Here is a 20,194-nt window from a genome sequence, read left to right on the forward strand (position 1 = left end):
GGGGGCGCGATGGTTGCCGGGACGACGGTGCGGTCCGTGAACACGATGACGGCGCGCTGGGCGCGGGAGACGGTGGGGGAGCAGGGCACGGTGCTGACCGCGGCCGGCGTCTGGCCGCTGCTGGCCCTCCTCGCCGGCCCGGCGGCCGGCCCGGCGCGTACGGAGCTGGCCGAGGCCCTCGGCACGGATCCGGAGCACGCGGTACGCCAGGGCGGTGAACTGCTCGCCGCGCTGGACGCCGCGGCCGGCGTCGACGCGGCGGTGGGCCTGTGGGCCCGCCGCACCCTGACGCTGCGCCCCGCGTGGCTGGGCGCCCTGCCGCCCGGCGTGCACGGCGAGCTCACCGCGGACCCGGCCGCGGACCAGACGGCGCTGGACGCCTGGGCGCGCCGGCACACCGACGGCCTGATAGAGCGGATGCCGGTGCAGGTCACCCCGGACACGCTGCTGGTCCTGGCCAGTGCCCTGCTGGTGCGGACCACCTGGGTGCGGCCGTTCCAGGCGTTCCCGGACCGGGTGGGCGAAGGGCCCTGGGCGGGGCGGGAGCTGACCTCGCTCAGCCGCTCCGGGCCCGACGTGGACCAGGTGCGGGTGCACGCCACACCGGCCGGCCCGCTCACCGACGTCACGGTCGAGGGCGACAACGGCCTGGACGTCCATCTGCTGCTCGGCGAGCCCCGGACACCGGGCGGTGCGGTGCTGGACCACGGGGTCGCGGCGCTGGGCGGCACCTACCCGACGGTCTCCGGCGCGGCGCTGGGCGAGGGCGCGGGGCCGGGGCTGACGGTGACGACGGTGCCAAGTGCCGACGCCGCACCGCGACTCCACCTCACCACCACGGCGTTCACCGTCGACGCCGACCACGATCTGCTCAAGCGGGCGGACCTCTTCGGTCTCGCCAGCGCCTGTGACACCTCCCGTGGGCACTTCCCCGGTATCAGTGACACCCCGCTCGCGACGGCGGCGGCCCGCCAGACGGCGAGGGCGACCTTCGGCCCGCTGGGCTTCAGGGCGGCGGCCGTCACGGTCATGCCGGCCGCCGCGGGCGCCGCACCGCCGCCCGCGCGCCACCAGGCGCTGCGGATCGCGGCCCGCTACGACCGGCCCTTCGGCTTCCTCGCCGTGCACCGGGCGTCGGGCCTGGTGCTGGCCGCGGGCTGGGTCGCCGAGCCGTGAGCGGGCGCTACCGGCGTCCGTAGACCACCCCTGTGCCGGGCGCCGCCAACGGGCCAAAGCCCCTATGCCCCGGAGCCCGCCGCACGGCCGTGCGCGGCGGGTCAGCCCTCCAGCAGCCGGTCGCGCAGCCGCTCGCGGGTGGCGGGTGCCAGCTTCAGGCCGTCGGTGAGGTAGCTCTCCGTGGAGCCCCAGGTCTTCTCGATCGCGTCGTAGGCGGCCGTGAGGTAGTCGGCGTGCGCACCGAACAGCGGCGAGAGCAGCTCCAGGACCTCCGGGGACATCCCGACCGCGGAGTCGTCGGAGCGGCGGATCTTGTAGCGGCGGTGCGGCTCGTTGGACTTGAGGTAGTCCTCCTCGATGGCGTCCCGCTCCACGCCGACCGCCAGCAGGGTCACCGCGACGGACAGGCCCGCGCGGTCCTTGCCGGCCGCGCAGTGCATCAGCGCCGGGACGCTGTCCTCGGCGAGCGCGTGCAGCACCCGGCTGTGGTCTTCGGTGCGGGTGGTGATGATGTGGCGGTAGGTCGCCGTCATGCGGGCCGCGGCCTTGCCGTCGCCGAGCAGGGTGCGCAGCTGCCCCAGCTCACCGTCGCGCACCATCGTCCAGAACTCCGCGCCGTCGGCCGGGTCGGTGAGCGGGATGTTCACATTGCGCACGCCGGGCAGCGCGACATCGGGGCCCTCCAGCTTGATGTCCGAGGCGTTGCGGAAGTCGAAGATGGTGTGCAGCCCGAGGCCGGCCAGAAACGCCGTGTCCTGTTCCGTGGCGTGGGCGAGGTGCCCGCTGCGGAACAGCCTGCCCTCCCGTACGCGACGCCCGTCCACGGTCGGCAGCCCGCCCACATCGCGGAAGTTGCGGACCTCCGCGAGCTCGGGCTGTGCCTGGGGGACCTGCGGCGTCTGCGTCACGGGCGCTCCTTGGTTCGGCCGGCGACGCTGCTCGTCGACGGCGCGGGCACAACCGACGATACGACACTGATGCAATACTCAATCAAGCCGCGATGGTGGCGTGCGGAAGCGCAAGACGGCGCTCGGGGCGGTGTGTGATCGATCATTATTCCAACTTGAGAAGAATTTGACCTGGTGGCATTAATCACCCCTCGTCAACCCCTGGTTACGGTGGCGTAGGTCACTTCTCAAGGTGAAGTATGTCCTGACGTGGCAGACGATTCGAAGAACATCAGCAGCGGCGCCAGGAGCGCTGCAGATGAGTCGAAGGACTTCATCACCGGCGCCCATGGCGCCATCGGGTCGTACGCAGCCGTCGGGGACAGCTTCACAGAGGGGGTCGGGGATCCCGGCCCTGACGGGGTGTACATCGGTTGGGCGGACCGGCTCGCGGTCCTGCTCTCGGACAAGCAGGCGGAGGGGGACTTCCGCTATGCGAACCTCGCCGTCAGGGGACGGCTTCTGGACCAGATCGTCGAGGAACAGGTGCCGCGGGCGAAGGAGCTCGCCCCGGCGCTGGTGACGTTCTGTGCCGGCGGCAACGACATCCTGCGGCCCGGCTCGGACCCGGACGCGGTCGCCGAGCGCTACGAGGCGGCGGTCGTCGATCTGCGGCAGTCGGTCGGTGCGGTCCTGCTCTGCACCGGCTTCGACACCCGCGGTGTCCCGGTGCTCAAGCATCTGCGCGGCAAGATCGCGACGTATACGGCGCACGTCCGGGCCATCGCGGACCGGCACGACTGCCCGGTGCTGGACCTGTGGTCGCTGAAGTCGGTGCAGGACCGGCGGGCCTGGAGCGAGGACCGGCTGCACCTGTCGGCCGACGGTCACACCCGGGTGGCGCTGCGCGCGGCCCAGGTGCTCGGTCTGCGGGTGCCGGCCGACCCGGACCAGCCGTGGCCCCCGGAGGCGGAGCGGTCGGCCGCCGAGGCGCGGCGGGACAACATCCACTGGGCGCGGGAGCACCTCGTACCGTGGATCGGCCGCCGGCTGCGCGGCGAGTCCTCCGGTGACCATGTCGAGCCCAAGCGGCCCGACCTGCTTCCGCTGTAGTGCGGCCGCGGCCCCATGGCGGGCCCGCGGCATGACCGAGGCCCCGCTTCCGCCGACGCGGAACGGGGCCTCAGTTGTGTGCCGCGGTGCCCGTGTACGGCAGGTCCGCCCAGACGACCCGGCCCGGACCGCTGTCGGCGGGCCGCGATCCCCAGCCGTCGGACAGGGCCCCGACGAGGAACAGGCCCCGCCCGCACTCCTTGTCCACGCTGCCGGGCTGGACGTGCGGCGCCGAAAGCCCCGGCCCGCCCTGGTCCGTGATCTCTATGCGTATGTGCGTCCCGACGAGGCTCAGTTCGCAGCCGACCTTCTCGCTGTCGGTGTGCCGTACCGCGTTGGTGAACAGCTCGGAGACCACCAACTCCACGTCGTCGCAGACCTGTTGATCCGCGCCCCACTCGCACAGCAGCGCACTGACGCGTCTGCGCGCCTCGGGAACGGACGTGCGTCGCGCCGGCAAGTGGAACGCGTCCTGCGGGTACTGGGCGACGAAGCCGCCACAGCGCCCTAACGAAGAAGCGTTGTTGGAGGAAGCCACGCCGTAACTATGTGCGATGTTGGTCACCGATGGCAAGGATCACTCTGTAATTTGCAGAATCGTAAGTGCAGTCTGTTCGTTAATGATGACGGCATGACACACTGCTGATCACTGACATCAGTTGGAGGCGATCGGACGTGGCGGACCCACGGTCGGCAGGCGCACCGACCGTCCTGCGGGTGGTGCTCGGCAAGCGGCTGCAGGACCTGCGCGAAAAGGCGGGACTCTCCTTCGAGCAGGCCGCCGCGGCGCTCGATGTGACCCACGCCACGATACGGCGCATGGAGAAGGCCGAGGTCGGCCTCAAACTCCCCTACGTCGAGAAGCTGCTGGCGACCTACGGCGTCACCGACGGCGACGAGGTCGAGGGCTTCCTCTCCCTGGCCCGCGAGGCCAACAAACCAGGCTGGTGGCACCGCTTCCGCGATGTGCTGCCCGAGTGGTTCAGCGCGTTCGTCAGCCTGGAGGGCGAGGCCAACCTCATCCGCGCCTACCAGCCACACTACGTCCCCGGGCTGCTGCAGACCGAGGACTACGCCACCGCCGTCCTGCGCGCCGGTATGCCGCACGCCTCCGCGGCCGACATCGACCGCATCGTCGCCCTGCGCATGGAGCGGCAGGCCCTGCTGACCCGCGAGAACGCACCGATGCTGTGGGTGGTCATGGACGAGACCGTGCTGCGGCGGCCGATCGGCGGGCCCAAGGTGATGCGCGACCAGATCACCCGGCTCATGGAGGCCACCGCGCTGCCGAACGTGCGGCTGCAGCTCATGCCCTTCGCCGCGGGCCCGCACCCCGCCATGTACGGGCCCTTCCACATCTTCCGCTTCCCGATCCCGGAACTCCCGGACATCGCATACGCGGAGAGCCTCGTCGGAGCCGTGTACTTCGACCAGCGCAACGACGTCTCGCAGTTCCTGGAGGCCCTGGACCGGATGTGCGCGCAGGCCGCGCCGGCACACACCACCGAGGCCATTCTGGGTGGCTTTCGCAAGGAGATCTGAACCCCCCATGGATCGCATACGCATCTACAACGGCATGCCTGCCAAAGAGCTGGGCACAGAGGGCTGGCACAAACCATGGAGCGGCGGGAACGGCGGCGAGTGCGTCGAGGCGATGCGGCTGGGGGACGGCCGCGTCGCGCTGCGCCAGTCCACCGACCCGGACGGTCCGGCACTCATCTACACCCACCGTGAAATGGTGAGTTTCATCGAGGGCGCGAAGGCCGGCCACGCCGACTTCCTGCTCTCCGCCGCACCGGGCCGGTGCGCCGAACGGAGGCCGGCATGAGCGAGCAGAACACCTCCCCCGCGGTCCCGGAGCCGGACCTCCCGCAGATCGGACCGTACGCCCCGGGTCCGGCGCCCTCCGGCTTCGCGGCCGAGGAGATCGACACCAGCCGCCCGCACCCGGCGCGGATGTACGACTACTACCTCGGCGGCTGGGACAACTACGAGGTCGACCGGGTGGCCGCCGAGCGGGTCATCGAGGTCCACCCCCAGGTGCGGCTCAGCGCCCGCGCCAACCGCGCGTTCCTGCGCCGGGCGGTGCGCGAACTGGTCGCCGGCGGCATCCGCCAGATCATCGACATCGGCACCGGCATCCCCACCTCGCCCAACACCCATGAGGTGGCCCGCGAGATCGCCCCCGACACCCGCGTCGTGTACGCCGACAACGACCCGATCGTCGCCACCCACGCCGGGGCCCGGCTGACCAACACCGCGCACACCGGCTTCGTGCTCGGCGACGTCCGCGACCCCCAGGCGATCCTGGCGCACCCCACCGTCCGCGAACTGATCGACTTCGACCGGCCGGTGGCGCTGCTGCTGGTCGCCGTGCTGCACTTCGTCCGGGACGACGAGGACCCCGCCGGCATCGTCGCCGCCCTCGCCGAGGCGCTCCCCGCGGGCAGTCACCTCGTCCTGTCGCACGCCACCGACGAGCCCTACGAGGCGTACGAGGGCGGCCGCACGGACGAGGTGGCGCGAGCCGGCGTGCAGGACGTCTACAAGAGCGCCACCGCCACCCTCAACCTGCGGTCGAAGGCCGGCATCGAGCGGCTCTTCGGGCCGTTCGCACTGCTGCCGCCCGGCGTCGTACGGGTGCCGCTGTGGCGGCCGGACGGCGCGGTGCCCGGCGCGGAGGAACTCAACAACACCATTTTCTACGGCGCGGTGGGCCGCAAGGGCTGAAACCACCGGGCACCGGCGGGGGCGGAAGGCCGCAGGCGACGTACCCGGAGGCCTACGCCCCCGCAGGGGAGACCTGGGCTTCCGGCGGTTCCGGGAGCCCGGGCGGCTCCACCCCACGTGCCGTCAGGTCGGGGGCGACCGCCGGGGTGTCGGTGAGCACCCCGCGCAGGTCGTCGGGTCCGACGAGGGCGGTGTGCGTCCCCGGCGCGGTGCACGCATGCGCTCCCGCGACGGCGCCCAGCCGAGCGCACTCCTCAAGCGGCCGGCCCGCCAGCCGGCCGTAGAGGAAGCCGCAGGTGAAGGCGTCGCCGGCGCCGTTGCTGTCCACGACGGGGCCGGGCGGGGCCACGGCCGGTACGAGCCGCGGGGTGCGGTCGTCGGGCGTGAGGAGGTACGCGCCGCCCGCACCGGCCGTCGCGATCACCGCCTCGGCGCGCCCCTGGCGGAGGATGTCCCGCATGACGGACCCGATCCGTTCGCCCGCCCCGGCCGTGCTGAGGAAGACCAGGTCCGAGCGGAACGCGAACTCCCGGTGGTGTTCGGTCAGGCCGTCCCAGTCGTGCAGATCGGTGGAGACGGGGAGGCCGAGCGCTTCGATGTCGTCGTAGACGAAGCGCGCGAAGTGCGTGATCGACAGATGGACGTGCCGGGCCCGGCTTAGCGCGGGGAGGTAGTGCTCGGCCGGCATCCGCAGGTCGCGCGGATCGCGGGCGTCGTGGAAGGACATCCGGCGGCCGTCGGGGGAGACGAGGTTGACCGCGCGCCGGGTGCCGTGCGGGGAGATCAGCGGACGGAAGTCGACACCGGTGCCCGCCAGCCGCTCGCGGACCAGGCTGCCGGGATGGTCGTCGCCGATGAAGTCCACGAGCCCGGTGGCCAGCCCGAGCGCCGCGCACCCCAGCGCGACGCCGGTGCCGGTGTGCCCCGCCCACTCGCGGATGGGCGCCACCGGGTGGGAATCGGCGAGCGGCACGGGCAGCGCGCCGACCGGCACGACGGTGTCCACGCCCGTCCCACCGAAGACGAGTACGTCGTATGCGTCATACGGCTCAGAAACCTGCTGGAATGTCACAAGCGTCCTTGAGTCTCTTGCTGGTGAGGCGAATCCCTTGCTGGCGAGCCCGTTTGCGGACCGGGTGCGTCCACTGCCGGAGAGACAACACCCTAGACGCAGGGGCGCCGCAAATCGGGATGTCAGGGACTGGGGTGGCACGAGGGAGGAAAGGAATCGCAAGAAGTCGTGCAGACGAGCGGTGGCCGGAGGGGTCCGGCAGGGGAGCGAGGTGGGGATGGCAGAGCACTCCAATGGCGGGCGCACCGCGATCGTGATCGGGGGCGGGCTCGCCGGAATGCTGGCCGTCACCGCCCTGACCGGGCAGGTCGAGGCGATCACGGTCGTCGAACGCGACCGGTACCCGCGGGGCCGCGCCTTCCGTAAGGGCGTCCCGCAGGCCCGCCATCTGCACATCCTCCTCAGCGGCGGTCAGCGGGCGCTGGAGGAGCTGCTGCCCGGCACGGTCGCCGCGCTCACCGAGGCCGGGGCGCGCAGCCTGTATCTGCCGCGCGACATCCTCACCCGTACCCCCACCGGATGGCAGCGCCGCTTCGACGAGCGCCGTCATCGCACGCTGAGCGTCACCCGGCCGGTGCTGGACGCGGTCGTACGCGAGCGGGCGCTGCGGGTGGCCGCCGGCTCGCCCACCCGGGTGGAGGTCCTGGAGGCGACCGAGGCCATCGGACTGACCGGGGACGCCGGCCGGGTGAGCGGGGTGCGCGTCCGGTCACGGGACGCCGGGCCGGGTGAGCCCGCCGAACGGGCGCTGCCGGCCGCGCTCGTCGTGGACGCCTCGGGCCGGGCATCCCGCGCGCCCCAGTGGTACGCCGCACTGGGCCGGACCTCCCCGCACGAGGAGACCGTGGATGCGGGACTCGCCTACGCCACCCGGATGTACCGGCCCAAGGACCCGGACACCGCCCCCGACGCGGGCGTCAACGTCCCCGGCTGGCCGGAGTGCCCCCGCGGCGCCGCGTACATCCCGGTCGAGGACGGCAACTGGCTGCTGACGCTGTCGGGGGTGCGCGGGCACCACCCGCCCACGGACGCGGCCGAGTTCACCGCCTTCAGCGCCACGATCGGCGACCCGTACATCCACGAACTGCTGGCACGGGCCGAGCCGCTCTCGCCGGTGCACGGCTTCCGCGACACCCGCAACCGGCGCCGGCATTTCGAGCGCCCCGGTGCCCTGCCCGAAGGGTTCCTCGTCCTGGGGGACGCCGCCTGCACCTTCAACCCCGTATACGGGCAGGGCATGTCGGTCGCCGCGCTGAGCGCGCTGGCGGTGCGCGACGCCCTCGCCGGTGGTGGCGGCCTGCGGCCCGGTGCCACCGCCGAGGCGCAGCGGGCGGTGGCCCGCGCCGTGGAGCCCGCCTGGCTCGCCGCGGTGGGCGCGGACCGCCCCTACGCCGGCGGCCAGGACGCCGGGGCGGGCCTCGGCGAGCGGCTGAGCACCTGGTACGTCGACCGGCTGTTCGCCCGCGCCGGCGTCGACCGCGTCGTCGGCGACGCCTTCCGGGACGTCTTCTGCCTCACCGCACCCCCCACCCGGCTCCTCGCCCCCCGGATCCTGCTCCGCACCCTCCTCCTGCCCCGCCGCCCCGGACTCCCCGCCCCGCCCACGGCCGTCGAGCGGAGCTGAGCTCCACCGGAGCCGGCCCGGAAATCCGGCTGCGCCCGCCCGCGGACCTGCGGGAGGGTGAGACATGGCATGGACGACGACCCGGGACCCGGGCGCATTCGAGGCCGCCGCCGGCGCGTTCCTGCGCGGGCGGCCGGCCGAGCACACCGTGCTGCTGTCGGTGGTGTCCGCCCTGCGCGAGACGGGCCGGGACAGGTACGGAGACGACGCGCCGTGGTGCGGATGGTGGCGGCGCGGCGGGCGGGGCGCGGTCGGCGCGGCGTTCGTCTGGACCCCGCCGCGCACGGTGCTGCTCCCGCCGATGCCGGACGGTGCCGCGGCCGAGCTGGCGCAGGCGCTGGCGCACGAGCCGGGCGGCATTCCGGGGGTGAACGGCGTCAGGGCGGCGGCCGAGGCGTTCGCCGCGGCCTGGCAGGGGCGGCTCGGGGGCACGGTGCGCCTCGCCAAACGCCACCGCCGCTACCGGCTGGGCGAGCTGACGCCGCCCACCCCCGCACCGCCCGGCGCGGCCCGTACCGCCACGCCTGCCGACCGGGAGCTCCTGCTCGCCTGGTCCACCGCGTTCGCCGCCGAGACCGGTGGCCCGCCGCCGCGCGACGCCCGTGCGGTCGACGACCGCATCGCTGGCGGCCGCTGCATGCTGTGGGAGGCCGGCGGGCGGCCGGTCGCCATGGCGGGGGTCACCCGCACGCTCTGCGGCATGGCCCGGGTCGCCCCCGTCTACACCCCGCCCGAGCTGCGCGGACGCGGTTTCGCCGGGGCCGCGACCGCCGCCATCTCGGGCGCCGCACGGGACGCCGGTGCCCGCGAGGTGCTGCTCTTCGCCGACCTCGCCAACCCCACCAGCAACGCCCTCTACCAGCGGCTCGGCTACCGCCCGATGGAGGAGCATGTCGTGCTGGAGTTCGGATGAGGGGGGCGGGTGAGGGGCGGGGTCGCCGCTGCCCGCCGCTCCATCGGTGAGCAGGACCTCACACCCTGGCCTGGAATGCCGCAGCCGGTCGCGCGGTTGTGGTCTGCGGGTGATGGTGTGGAGTCCGGGTGTCGTGGTGCGGGAGCGCACCACGGCGCCGCGAGGCGCGGTGTGCCGGAACCTGCCGCTCACGCGGCCCGTTCACTTCGCGACTGCCCCGACCATGGAGGTGCCGTGACCGGTTCCCGACCCCGCCGCACTCGACTTTCCGCGCTGCGCCCCGCGAGCTTCGGCGCCGAGCCCACAGGGGAGCGGCTGGCCAGGATGCGCAGATCGCCGCAGTTCGTGGACGGACAGTTCCGCAACCCGGCGCCCACCAGGCAACTGCTCCACGGCTCCGCGCTGCCGATGGCACGTACGCAGCTGAGCCGTGAGGGGAGGCTGCGCCGGGCGCCGGTCGGCCGGATTCCGGTGCACCGCCCGACCGCCGAGGACTGGGGTCGGCCGCCCGCCTCCGGACTGCGGCTCACCTGGATGGGCCATTCGAGCGTGCTGGCCGAGATAGACGGGCGGCGGGTGCTCTTCGACCCGGTCTGGGGTGAGCGCTGCTCGCCCTTCACCTGGGCCGGGCCCAAGCGGATGCATCCGGTGCCCGTCGCGCTGGACGCGCTCGACCCGGTCGACGTCGTGGTGATCTCGCACGACCACTACGACCATCTCGACATGTCGACGATCCAGGGCCTGATCCGCACCGGCGCGCCCTTCGTGGTCCCGCTCGGGATCGGCGCCGACCTGGAGTTCTGGGGCGTTCCCGAGGACCGGATCACCGAGCTGGACTGGCACGAGGCCACCCGCATCGGCGGCCTGACCCTCACCGCCACCCCCGCCCAGCACTTCTGCGGCCGCGGTCTGCGCGGCCCGCAGCACACCCTGTGGGCCTCCTGGGTGGTCGCCGGCCCCCAGCACCGGATCTTCCACAGCGGCGACACCGGCTACTTCTCCGGGTTCGCCGAGATCGGCGCGGCACACGGCCCGTTCGACGCGACGATGATCCAGATCGGTGCGTACAGCGATTTCTGGCCGGACATCCATATGACCCCGGAGGAGGGGATGCGGGCGCACGCCGACCTGTCCGGCGGCAGCCCGCAGGGGGTGCTGCTGCCGATCCACTGGGGCACCTTCAATCTCGCGCCCCATCCGTGGTCCGAACCCGTGGAGCGCACGGTCGCGGCGGCGCGGCGGGACGGCGCGAAGGTGGCCGCGCCGGTGCCGGGCAAGCCGTTCGAGCCCGCCGACGAGCCGGTCGTGGAGCCCTGGTGGCGGGCCGTGGCCGTGCCGCCGGTTCAGGGCTGGCCGAGTTGGCCCCCGGCGCGCGTCGCACCGCCGAGCGCCGTCCGCGAGCCGTCGGGAGCCGCGGAACCGTCGGAACCCTCGGAAGGGGCAGCCGCGGAGGCGTCAACTCCCTCTTTTTGAACGGAGGTTCGGATCGGCTCGCACTGGCGTGCGCGCCTCGCCCACCCAGGGAGGTGGCGAGGGGTAGCGAAACCTCGAAGTAGGTCCGAACCCCACCCCGGCAACAACTAGCGTGCGTGCTCCGTGAACTGCCAACGGCCGATCCGGAGGGCGCCATGCCTACCGCATTCCCCCAGGGGCCCCAGACGTCCCAGGAGGCTCCCAGGTCCCCAGAGACCCGGGATTCCCCGGGGGCAGCCTCCGTTCCCGCCGTCAGACGGCGGGAACGGGAGGGCGGACGACACGGCCGCGCCTCCTTCCCCGAGTCGGCCGCCGACTCGGCGATACGGTCCCGTCTGGTCCGGCTCACCGCCGTCCCCTGCCTGCTGACCGCGGTCGTCTGCACCGCCGTCGCCGCCTTCGTCGTCCAGGCCGGCGGCGCCCGGATCACCAGCCGGGAATGGGTGGTGCTGTCCGGCGGACTGGCCATCGTCTGCGTCATCGTGCTCACCGCGAGCGCGGCCGCCAACGCCGAGGCCCGCGCCACCGTCACCCGCTACGCCCGGCTGCGCCAGGTCTGCGCCCGCAGCCAGTCCGACCTGTACGACCTCCTGGACCGGGTACGCCACGGCGAATGGCTCCAGCGCCGCGACCCCGAGGCGGCCCTGCTACCCACCGGCGACACCCTCGACCTGCTCGCCCATGAAGTGGCCGCCGCGGGCCGGGCCGCCGAGTCCGCCGTCATCGACGCGGTCGCCATCGCCCGCAGCAACGCCAGCGGCAGCGAGCAGAAGGTCGAGGTCTTCGTGAACCTCGCCCGCCGGCTGCAGTCCCTGGTGCACCGCGAGATCGAGCTGCTGGACGAGCTGGAGAACCAGGTCGAGGACCCGGATCTGCTCAAGGGCCTGTTCCACGTCGACCACCTGGCCACCCGCATCCGCCGGCACGCCGAGAACCTCGCCGTCCTCGGCGGCGCCATCTCACGCCGCCAGTGGAGCCGCCCGGTCTCCATGACCGAGGTGCTGCGCTCCTCGATCGCCGAGGTCGAGCAGTACCCGAGGATCAAGCTGGTGCCGCCGATCGAGGGCACCCTGCGCGGGCACGCCGTCGCCGACGTCATCCACCTGCTCGCCGAACTCGTCGAGAACGCCACGATCTACTCGGCCCCGCAGACCCCCGTCCTGCTGCGCGCCCAGCTCGTCACCGCCGGCCTCGCCGTGGAGGTCGAGGACCGCGGCCTGGGGATGTCCGCGGACGAGCAGACCCGGATGAACGCCCTGCTCGCCGACCCCGACCACGTCGACGTCGACGAGCTGCTGAGCGACGGCCGGATCGGGCTCTTCGTGGTCTCCTCGCTCGCCCGCCGGCACGGCATCGTCGTCCGGCTGCAGAGCAACATCTACGGCGGCGTGCAGGCCGTGCTGATCGTGCCGCAGGGACTGCTCGGCGCGGAATGCGCCGACGGGGAGGCGGGCGGTGCCGGAGCGCCGCGCATCGGGTCCCCGGACACCGACCCGGCCCGCGAGCACGGGACGTACGACAGCGGATACGCCCCCGAGGAGGCCGGCCACGACTCTCACGACCGCGGCGGCGACGGCCCCCGGACCGCAGCCATCCCCGCGCCCGCCCCCGCCCCCGACGACACGCTCGGCACCCCGCGGCACGGCTACGACGAGCTCGGGGCACCGGCTCCCGCCCGGGCCTTCGAGGACACCGATCCCGGCTCCGGCGCGCCCCACCGCCGGCTGGTCCACGCAACGGGCACCCACCACCCCGAAGCCGCCACGGCCGACGCACCCACCCCCGACCCGCACCGCCCCGAAGCCGCCCGCGCCACCCCCGCCGATCCCGGCCCGGTCGTGCTGCCGCCCGCGCCGCCCGCTTCCATGGACAACGGCGCCCGCCCCCGGCTGCCGAGGCGGCACAAGCAGACGCACCTCGTCCCCGAGCTGCGCGGCGATCCGATCCTGCCGTCCCCGGCGCGCCGTACGGGCCCCGAGCCCGAGCACGACCCCGGCCTGATGGCCGCCTTCCGGCGCGGCTTCGGCCTCGCCGACGACAGCCATGCCGGCCCCGCCGCCGACGACGGCACCACTCCGGCCCACGGCCGCGAAGCCGGCGGCCCGGCCGGCGGCGACCCGCTCCACGACCATGACCACGATGCCCCGATGGCCCGCCCCCGAGGAGACGACCGCAACCATGGTGAGTGATGTGCGTGCGCAGGCGCATTCGCAGCTGCAGAGCAGTCAGCACACCGACCTGTCCTGGCTGCTGACCGGGCTCGTCCAGCGCGTGCCGCACGCCCGCAGCGCGCTCCTGCTGTCCTCGGACGGCCTGGTCAAGGCCGCCCACGGCTTCGACCCCGACAGCGCCGATCACATGGCGGCCCTCTCCTGCGGCCTGTACTCCCTCGCCCGCAGCGCCGGAGCCCGCTTCGGCGAGGGCGGCGACGTCCTGCAGGTCGTCGTCGAGCTGGAGTCCTCGTTCCTGTTCGTCTCCACCGCCGGATCGGGCGCCTGCCTGGCGGTGCTCGCCGGGCGCGAGGCCGATGTGGCGGTGCTGGGCTACGAGATGTCGATGCTGGTCAAGAGCGTTCGGCCGTACCTTGCCACCCCCGCGCGCCACCAGGCGTCCGCGGGCGGTCGTTGACCGTGGCCGTGCCCCGGCGACAGCGGGGCCACGAGCCGTGGTACGACGACGCCGCGGGCCGGCTGGTCCGCCCGTACACCATCAGCAACGGCCGGACCCGTCCGACGGCGCACTTCGACCTGCTGACCATGGTGATGGCCACCGGCCGGCGGCCCGTCGCCGGGCAGGGCCCCGAACACGCCCAGGTGCTGGGACTGTGCGGCGGGCCGGTCTCGGTCGCCGAGATCGCCGCCCACATACGGCTGCCCGCCGTGGTCACCAAAGTGCTCCTCGCCGACCTCGTCGACTGCGGGGCGCTCACCGCGCGGGCCCCCGCGGCCGTTTCGGCGGGGCCCGCCTCCCGTACCGACCGAGCCCTGCTGGAGGCGGTGCTGAATGGACTTCGCAAACGACTGTGACGCCCGGCAGGGGCACGCCGCGGCCGATCTCTTCCCGACGGCTCTGAAGATCCTGGTCGCGGGCGGCTTCGGGGTCGGCAAGACGACCTTCGTCGGAGCGGTGAGCGAGATCGAGCCGCTCAGCACGGAGGAGCTCCTCACACAGATCAGCGTCGGCACCGACGATCTGGCGGGCGTCGAGGAGAAGCAGACCACGACCGTCGCCATGGACTTCGGCCGGATCACGCTCGGCGCCGAGCACATCCTCTACCTCTTCGGGACGCCGGGGCAGCAGCGCTTCTGGTTCATGTGGGACGAGTTGTCCAACGGTGTGCTCGGCGCGGTCGTCCTCGCCGACACCCGTCGCCTGGACCAGTGCTTCGCCGCCGTCGACTTCTTCGAGCGGCGGGGCATCCAGTTCATCGTCGCCGTCAACGAGTTCGACGGCTCCTATCGCTACGAGCCGGACGAGGTCCGCAACGCCATGGACCTCGCCCCGGACACGCCCGTCGTGCTCTGCGACGCCCGCCAGTGCAGCTCGGCCACCCATGTCCTGGTCTCGCTCGTCCAGCATCTGCTCACGCCCGCCCTCACCGCGTCCCCGGAGCCCCCATGAACCACCCCGCCTCCCGCGTCCCGTACGTCTCCTACGACCCGACGCGCCATCTGCTGCTCACCCCTCAGGACGACGAGGCTCCGGCGCGGGTGGCCCGGTTGCGCGCCCTGGGCATCGGTGACTCCCCGCTGCCCGCGTTCGACGACTTCGCGCGCAAGCTCGCCCGGATCACCCGGGCGCCGTACTCGATGGTCAACTTCATCGACGAGCACCGGCAGTACTTCGCCGGCCTCTACACACCGGCCCAGGACCAGGCCGTCGAGCTGGGGCCGGCACCCGCCAGCGCCCAGCCCGGCCGGGAGATGGACCGCGACCACGGCTACTGCCCGCACGTCATCGTCCGCCGCAAGGCGCTGGTGCTGGAGGACGTCTGCGACTATCCGCGGTTCGCCGGCAACCCCGTCGTCGACGAGATCGGCATCCGCTCCTACCTGGGCGCGCCACTGATCGACCGCACGGGCATGGCGCTGGGCACCGTGTGCGTCGTGGACCTCGAACCGCGCCCCTGGGGGCGGGAGGGGCTGGCGACGATCAAGTCGATGGCCGCCGAACTCGTCGAGCAGATCCACCGCATGGAGGAGCGGCAGAGCGGCACCCGCTGATCCGGGCGCGGTGCCCGACGCCGCGGCCGGCCCGGGGCCGCGGTGGGCCGGCCGCGGCCCCGGGGCAGGGCCGGCCGCTCACCTCAGGCGGGCGAACCACGAACGCTGCCGGCCCGGTCCGGTGCGCTGTCCCGGCACCGTGGCCTGGACGTCGTCGACCGGGACCGGGTCCGCGACGGCGTCCGCGGTGTCCTCCTCGGGCCACTCCGACGGCTCCAGCCGCAGCAGCTCCGCGAGCCGGGCGGACCACTCGCCCTTCGTCTGGCCCAGGGCGATCTCGCCCAGGCGCAGCAGCTGGACGTCGGAGGTGCCGGCCGGCGCGAAGATGTGGTGGGCGTCGCGCAGGAAGCGCTCGACGGGGCGGTTGGTGAACAGCCCGCACGCGGCATGGATGTCCATCGCGTCGCGCGCCGACTCCAGCGCCGACTCCACATTGACCAGCTTGGCGTTCATCAGCTCCGCATCGCACGGCAGGCCCTGGTCCAGCAGATGCACCGCGTGGTACGCGGACAGCCGGGCCAGCAGCAGCCGCGACTGGATCCGTCCGAGCTTGAGCTTGATGTTGCCGAGGTCGGCCAGCGGTTTGCCGTAGCGCTCGCGCTGCGCGCAGAACGTCGTCGTCTCGTCCAGCACGGCCTGGTGGATGCCCAGCGAGACGGCGGTCAGATTGGGCCGTCCGTACAGCACGCTGGAGGAGTACGCGACGGCCAGCCCGTCGCCCTCCCGGCCCAGCAGGTTCGCCGCCGGGACCCGGCAGTCGTCGAAGCACAGCTCGCCGAAGCTGAAGCCGTGCAGGCCCATCGCGGGCTGCTGCGGTGCGACCCGGAATCCGGGCCTGCCGGAATCGACCAGGAACGCCGACAGCCCCTTGGCGCCCTCGCCGGTGCGGACCACGACACCGTGCAGATCGCCGACGTGGCTGTTGCCGACGTAGATCTTGCGGCCGTTGAGGAGGTAGTCGTCGCCGTCGCGGACCGCGGTGCTCTCCATGCCCAGGACGTGGCCGCCGGACTGCGGTTCGGTGACGGCGATGGTCGGCAGGCAGTCCCCGGAGGCGATGGCCGGCAGCCAGGTCTTCTTCTGCTCCTCGCTGCCGAAGTGGACGATCTTCGCGACGCCGAGCTGGGACGCCTGCACCATCGCGCCCATCGCGGCGCTGACCCGGGAGAGTTCCTCGATGATGAGGGTCTTGGCGACATGCCCGGCACCCATTCCGCCGTACGCCCGGTGCACCGTCGCGCCGACCCAGCCCTGACGGGCGATCAGCCGAGAGAGGTCGCGGCAGACGGCACGGTTCGCCTCCATCTCCGCGATCCGGGGGCGGACCTCGCTCTCGGCGAAGTCACGCACCCTGCGCCGGAGCGCCTCATGCCGCTGGTCGGTGAAGTAGCGGTGCAAGACGAGCCCACCTCCACGATCTTCCCCGTGCTGGTCGCACCCGGGACCGCCCTGGCGGTGCCGCGCGCAGTGACGTTCCGGAACGTGATCTCTTGCTTGCCGTGTGCAATACCCGTTGGCATACCTGATGCGGGCGGCACAAAACATCAACTGCGGGCATTCATGGCAGGAGTGGGAGTGCGAAGCGGGGGCGCACCACCCCGGTCCGACGAATGGCGCGGCGCGGTTCCCCAGACCCCGGAAACCGCGCCACCCCACGCCACCCGACCGCCAGGCGGTGGGCGTCAGTGCCCGTGGTCGCAGCAGGACTCACGGCGCTGCTGCCGGCCCACCTCCAGCCAGTCCGTCACGGACGGCCGCAGGGCGCGGGCGGCGGGCGCGGGGAAGGAGTCGACCAGCTCCCGCTGCTCGAACAGCCGCCCGCCGCGCAGCACCCCCGAGGTCCGCACCAGCGAGTCGAAATCGCTGAACGGATCGCCGTCCACCAGCGTCATATCGCCGAGCTTGCCGACCTCCAGCGTTCCCAGATCCCGCTGGGCGCCGAACACCCGGGCGGGCAGCGCGGTCGCGGTACGCAGCGTCTGGCTCACGCTCAGGCCGCCCCGGTGCAGCGCCCGCAGGCACAGATGCAGGCCCAGCCCCACCGGTGTCAGCGGTTGGTCGGTACCCAGCGCGACCAGTCCGCCGTCGCGCAGCACCCGCCGGTAGACGCCGACCTCGGTCTCGATGTCGGCCAGCTGCGCGGGAGTGGGGCGATGCCCGGCGTTCTCCCGTACGAGCGCCAGGTCCCAGGGCGGCATCAGTCGCCCCACCCGCACATCGTCGGCCAGCGCCGGATCGTCACCGAGCAGCGCCTCCGCCGAGAACGGGGTCGCAAGGAGATGGAAGTCGCCTTTGGCGTAGACCTCCTCGACGTCCTGGTAGGCGCGCCCCGAGCGCGACACCGCGTGCCCGAACTCCAGGCGCTGGGTGGCCTGCAGATGGGTGGTCAGGTCCTGGCCCAGGTGGACGCCCGGGGTGAGCAGATGGCTTCCGGAGCGGACCCCGAGCCGGTCGTGGGCGAAGCGTGCGGCCTCCTCCATCACCCAGCCCGGTGCCCGTACGTACGTCTTGACGAAGTCCCAGTCCAGCGCGGCGCCGCGGGCCAGCGACCGCCGCAACCCCGCCCGGGTGCGGTGCGCCCGCCCCATGCTGTAGGCGACCCGCCCGCCGTCCAGCAGCTCGCCGCAGGTCAGCAGCCGCGGTCCGGCGAGCGCACCGGCCGCCACCGCCTCCCGGATGCGCACCTGTTCATAGGAGAAGCCGCCGCAGGAGACCGCGGTGGTGATGCCGTACGCCAGCTGCAGCGCGGTCTGCCGGCCGCCGTACGTCGTCTGCCAGGGGTGGGTGTGCGCGTCCCACAGGCCGGGCAGCACGGTGCGGGCGGACGCGTCCACCCGGCGGGCCGCGCCGGACCGGTGCGGGCGGTGCGGCTCCACGGCGGTGATCCGCCCGTTCCGCACCACCACATCGACGTCCTCGCGCACCGTGTCGCCGGTGCCGTCCCAGAACCTGCCCGCGTGGACGACGGTGTCCCGGGCGCGCGACGGCCGGTGGGTGAGGGTGAGCGGGACGCTTCGCGCGGGGCCGCCGGACACCGGGATCAGCCGCAGCCCGCCCGCCGAGAGATACAGCAGCGTGCGGGAGTCGCCGGACCACGACGGGTGGTCGGCGCTCTCGTCGGTCAGCCGCCGCGGCGCCCCGTCCGGCGTCCCGTCGGGCCGTACCGGCAGCACCCACAGCGCGGACTCGGCGATCAGCGCCATCCAGCGGCCGTCGGGCGACCACACGGGCCCCGAGTCGTAGCGGTCGGAGATCGAGACATGCTCGGCGAGCGCGAACAGCCGGTCCGCGCCGGTCTCGGTGTCCACCACCCGGATGACGTTGTAGCCCTCGCGGAAACGGCGGTTGAGGCGGTTGCGGTCGCAGTAGGCCAGATAGCGGCCGTCCGGTGACCAGCTGGGCCGTCCCGGCAGCCCGCCGGCGCCCATGGGCGCGGCCAGCACCCGCTCCTTGCCGTCGGACAGGGTGCGTAAGACGAGGTTTCCGCTCATGTCGAGCGCGGCCAGCCGCCCGCCGTCCGGGGACAGTGCCGGCTGCACCCGGCCTCCGGTGGCCAGCACCGTCTCCTCGCCGGAGGCCACATCCCGGCGGCGCACCGCGAACAGCCCGTCCCGGTCGTCGGCATACAGCAGCGCCCGCCCGTCGCGGGACCAGCTCGGCGCCAGGACGTAGCCGGTGGCGTCGGCCCGGACGATCCTGCGGGGCGCGCCGCCTCCCGAAGTGGGCGCCACCCACAGCGAGTTGAGGGCGGCGAAGGCGACCTTGCGGCCGTCGGGGGAGAGCGCCGGCAGATGCACCCCGCGCACCGGGCCGGGGGCCGTCCGCTCGAAGCCGTAGTTCTTGACGCGGTAACGGGGGCGGTCCAGTGCCATCCGGGCGCTGAACGCGATGGTCTCGGCCCGCTGCGGGGCATCGGGCCGGACGATCCGGAACTGCCCGCCGACCGTCAGCAGCAGCTCGTCGCGCGAGACCCAGCGCGGCGGCACCGGCTCCACATCGCCGTCGACCGCCACCGGAGCACCGTCCACCACCAGCGCGCAGGTCGGCCCCGGATAGTCCGTGGTCCGCAGATAGGCGAGCCGGCCGGCGGGGGACAGCGCCGGCACCATCACCTGGGCGGCCGAGGAGTCGGTGTGCTCGGTGCGCACCGGGCCGCTGCCGTCGGCGGGCACCGAGGCGACCGTACGGCAGGCCAGCGTCGCGCCCGACGCCTGTCCCCGTACGAAGAAGATCCGCGAGCCGTCCGGCGACCAGCACGGGTCGAAGTCCTCCCAGGCGCCGTCCTGATGGGGGCCGTCCTGGCCGGCCAGTCCGGTGACCCGGGTCAGCCGCCCGGTCTTCACCTCCAGCACCCACAGCCGGTAGGCGCTGCCGGTCACCGCGTCCCCGCCGCGCTCCGAGGCGAAGGCGATCCGGGTCCCGTCCGGGGACCAGGCGGGACCGCGGTCGTCCCACGGGCCGTCGGTCAGCTGCCGGAGCCCGGAGCCGTCGGTGGCGAGCGTCCACAGGTGGAAGTTGCCGCCCTGGTAGGCGCACAGGGCGATCCGGCGGCCGTCGGGGGAGTGCACCGGACGGGTGGGCTCCAGATCGGGCGGGGTCAGCGCCACCGCGTCGCCGCCGGCCCGCGGCAGCGACCACAGCACGTTCTGGATCTCGGCGATCAGCCGGTCGCCGGCCGGTGCGAGGGAGGCCGCGCCGTTGGTGGCGGCAGTGAAGGACAGCACGGTGCCGGGTGCCCCGGCGCTGCCGGCCGCGGCGGTGGGGGCGGCGACACCGGCCAGGCCCGCCGCGGCGGCGGCCGAGGCGGTGCCCTGCAGAAATCTGCGGCGGGAGAGCGGCGAGGGGCGAAGGGGATCGGACGGAAGGGGGGTGCCGGGCGGTTCGGCGGAGTTCTCGCAGCGGTCCGTGGTGTCCAACGGTCCTCCTGTGTCAGGCGGTTGCGTCACTGGTGCCAGGGAAGAACCGGCTGATCGTGTCACGCCG

General features: G+C 73.4%; 18 protein-coding genes. 13 read left to right on the top strand and 5 right to left on the bottom strand.

Annotation, left to right across the window (positions count from 1 at the left end; translation table 11 throughout):
• The first annotated feature begins 45 nt into the window (after positions 1-45).
• A complete protein-coding gene (locus tag ACZ5XZ_RS07890; RefSeq protein WP_468975341.1) occupies positions 46-1,176 on the top strand; it encodes a serpin family protein in 1,131 nt (376 codons plus the stop codon).
• Between the two features lie 101 nt (positions 1,177-1,277).
• Here the strand turns inward: ACZ5XZ_RS07890 and ACZ5XZ_RS07895 are convergent, their stop codons facing one another.
• Complete coding sequence (locus tag ACZ5XZ_RS07895; RefSeq protein WP_468975241.1) at positions 1,278-2,084, bottom strand: tyrosine-protein phosphatase; 807 nt, start codon at positions 2,082-2,084, stop codon at positions 1,278-1,280.
• A 315-nt stretch (positions 2,085-2,399) separates the two neighbouring features.
• Here ACZ5XZ_RS07895 and ACZ5XZ_RS07900 point away from each other — a divergent pair, with 315 nt between their 5' ends.
• Positions 2,400-3,176 carry an SGNH/GDSL hydrolase family protein gene (locus tag ACZ5XZ_RS07900; protein WP_468975343.1) on the top strand — a complete coding sequence of 259 codons (777 nt, stop codon included), beginning with the start codon at positions 2,400-2,402 and terminating at the stop codon, positions 3,174-3,176.
• 70 nt (positions 3,177-3,246) lie between these two features.
• Here ACZ5XZ_RS07900 and ACZ5XZ_RS07905 read toward each other — a convergent pair whose 3' ends face one another.
• A complete protein-coding gene (locus ACZ5XZ_RS07905) occupies positions 3,247-3,741 on the bottom strand; it encodes an ATP-binding protein (RefSeq protein ID WP_468975243.1) in 495 nt (164 codons plus the stop codon).
• Positions 3,742-3,851: 110 nt separating this feature from the next.
• Between ACZ5XZ_RS07905 and ACZ5XZ_RS07910 the strand changes: the two genes are divergently transcribed.
• The 3 genes from ACZ5XZ_RS07910 to ACZ5XZ_RS07920 are packed head-to-tail and all read left to right on the top strand — an operon-like array spanning position 3,852 to position 5,906.
• Positions 3,852-4,718, top strand: coding sequence for a helix-turn-helix domain-containing protein (locus tag ACZ5XZ_RS07910; RefSeq protein ID WP_384429644.1), 867 nt, complete (start codon positions 3,852-3,854; stop codon positions 4,716-4,718).
• A gap of 7 nt (positions 4,719-4,725) precedes the next feature.
• Complete coding sequence (locus ACZ5XZ_RS07915) at positions 4,726-5,004, top strand: DUF397 domain-containing protein (RefSeq protein ID WP_468975245.1); 279 nt, start codon at positions 4,726-4,728, stop codon at positions 5,002-5,004.
• Positions 5,001-5,906: an SAM-dependent methyltransferase gene (locus tag ACZ5XZ_RS07920; RefSeq protein WP_468975247.1), complete on the top strand. Its 906-nt coding sequence runs from the start codon at positions 5,001-5,003 to the stop codon at positions 5,904-5,906. The genes ACZ5XZ_RS07915 and ACZ5XZ_RS07920 overlap by 4 nt, the downstream gene beginning before the upstream one ends.
• Before the next feature lie 52 nt (positions 5,907-5,958).
• Here ACZ5XZ_RS07920 and ACZ5XZ_RS07925 read toward each other — a convergent pair whose 3' ends face one another.
• A complete protein-coding gene (locus ACZ5XZ_RS07925) occupies positions 5,959-6,978 on the bottom strand; it encodes a carbohydrate kinase family protein (protein ID WP_468975249.1) in 1,020 nt (339 codons plus the stop codon).
• Positions 6,979-7,195: 217 nt separating this feature from the next.
• Between ACZ5XZ_RS07925 and ACZ5XZ_RS07930 the strand changes: the two genes are divergently transcribed.
• The 8 genes from ACZ5XZ_RS07930 (at position 7,196) to ACZ5XZ_RS07965 (ending at position 15,211) form a co-directional block, all read left to right on the top strand.
• On the top strand, positions 7,196-8,602 hold the full coding sequence (locus ACZ5XZ_RS07930) for an NAD(P)/FAD-dependent oxidoreductase (RefSeq protein ID WP_468975251.1): 1,407 nt from the start codon (positions 7,196-7,198) through the stop codon (positions 8,600-8,602).
• A gap of 64 nt (positions 8,603-8,666) precedes the next feature.
• Positions 8,667-9,515 carry a GNAT family N-acetyltransferase gene (locus ACZ5XZ_RS07935; RefSeq protein ID WP_468975252.1) on the top strand — a complete coding sequence of 283 codons (849 nt, stop codon included), beginning with the start codon at positions 8,667-8,669 and terminating at the stop codon, positions 9,513-9,515.
• Positions 9,516-9,749: 234 nt separating this feature from the next.
• The gene (locus tag ACZ5XZ_RS07940; protein ID WP_468975253.1) at positions 9,750-10,988 is read left to right on the top strand and encodes an MBL fold metallo-hydrolase; all 1,239 of its coding nucleotides are present in this window, start codon (positions 9,750-9,752) and stop codon (positions 10,986-10,988) included.
• Between the two features lie 155 nt (positions 10,989-11,143).
• Complete coding sequence (locus ACZ5XZ_RS07945; RefSeq protein WP_468975254.1) at positions 11,144-13,177, top strand: sensor histidine kinase; 2,034 nt, start codon at positions 11,144-11,146, stop codon at positions 13,175-13,177.
• Positions 13,167-13,616: a roadblock/LC7 domain-containing protein gene (locus tag ACZ5XZ_RS07950; protein WP_468975256.1), complete on the top strand. Its 450-nt coding sequence runs from the start codon at positions 13,167-13,169 to the stop codon at positions 13,614-13,616. The genes ACZ5XZ_RS07945 and ACZ5XZ_RS07950 overlap by 11 nt, the downstream gene beginning before the upstream one ends.
• A 2-nt stretch (positions 13,617-13,618) precedes the next feature.
• Positions 13,619-14,014, top strand: a complete 396-nt coding sequence (locus ACZ5XZ_RS07955; protein ID WP_468975257.1) for a DUF742 domain-containing protein — start codon at positions 13,619-13,621, stop codon at positions 14,012-14,014.
• The gene (locus ACZ5XZ_RS07960) at positions 13,992-14,609 is read left to right on the top strand and encodes a GTP-binding protein (protein ID WP_468975259.1); all 618 of its coding nucleotides are present in this window, start codon (positions 13,992-13,994) and stop codon (positions 14,607-14,609) included. The genes ACZ5XZ_RS07955 and ACZ5XZ_RS07960 overlap by 23 nt, the downstream gene beginning before the upstream one ends.
• Positions 14,606-15,211, top strand: a complete 606-nt coding sequence (locus ACZ5XZ_RS07965; protein ID WP_468975261.1) for a GAF domain-containing protein — start codon at positions 14,606-14,608, stop codon at positions 15,209-15,211. The genes ACZ5XZ_RS07960 and ACZ5XZ_RS07965 overlap by 4 nt, the downstream gene beginning before the upstream one ends.
• A gap of 78 nt (positions 15,212-15,289) precedes the next feature.
• Here ACZ5XZ_RS07965 and ACZ5XZ_RS07970 read toward each other — a convergent pair whose 3' ends face one another.
• Together ACZ5XZ_RS07970 and ACZ5XZ_RS07975 are read right to left on the bottom strand one after the other, a co-directional pair.
• Positions 15,290-16,609, bottom strand: a complete 1,320-nt coding sequence (locus tag ACZ5XZ_RS07970; RefSeq protein ID WP_468975263.1) for an acyl-CoA dehydrogenase family protein — start codon at positions 16,607-16,609, stop codon at positions 15,290-15,292.
• Positions 16,610-16,893: 284 nt separating this feature from the next.
• Complete coding sequence (locus ACZ5XZ_RS07975; RefSeq protein WP_468975265.1) at positions 16,894-20,127, bottom strand: amidohydrolase family protein; 3,234 nt, start codon at positions 20,125-20,127, stop codon at positions 16,894-16,896.
• Between the last annotated feature and the right edge of the window lie 67 nt (positions 20,128-20,194).

This window comes from Streptomyces sp. NPDC033270, assembly GCF_055576575.1.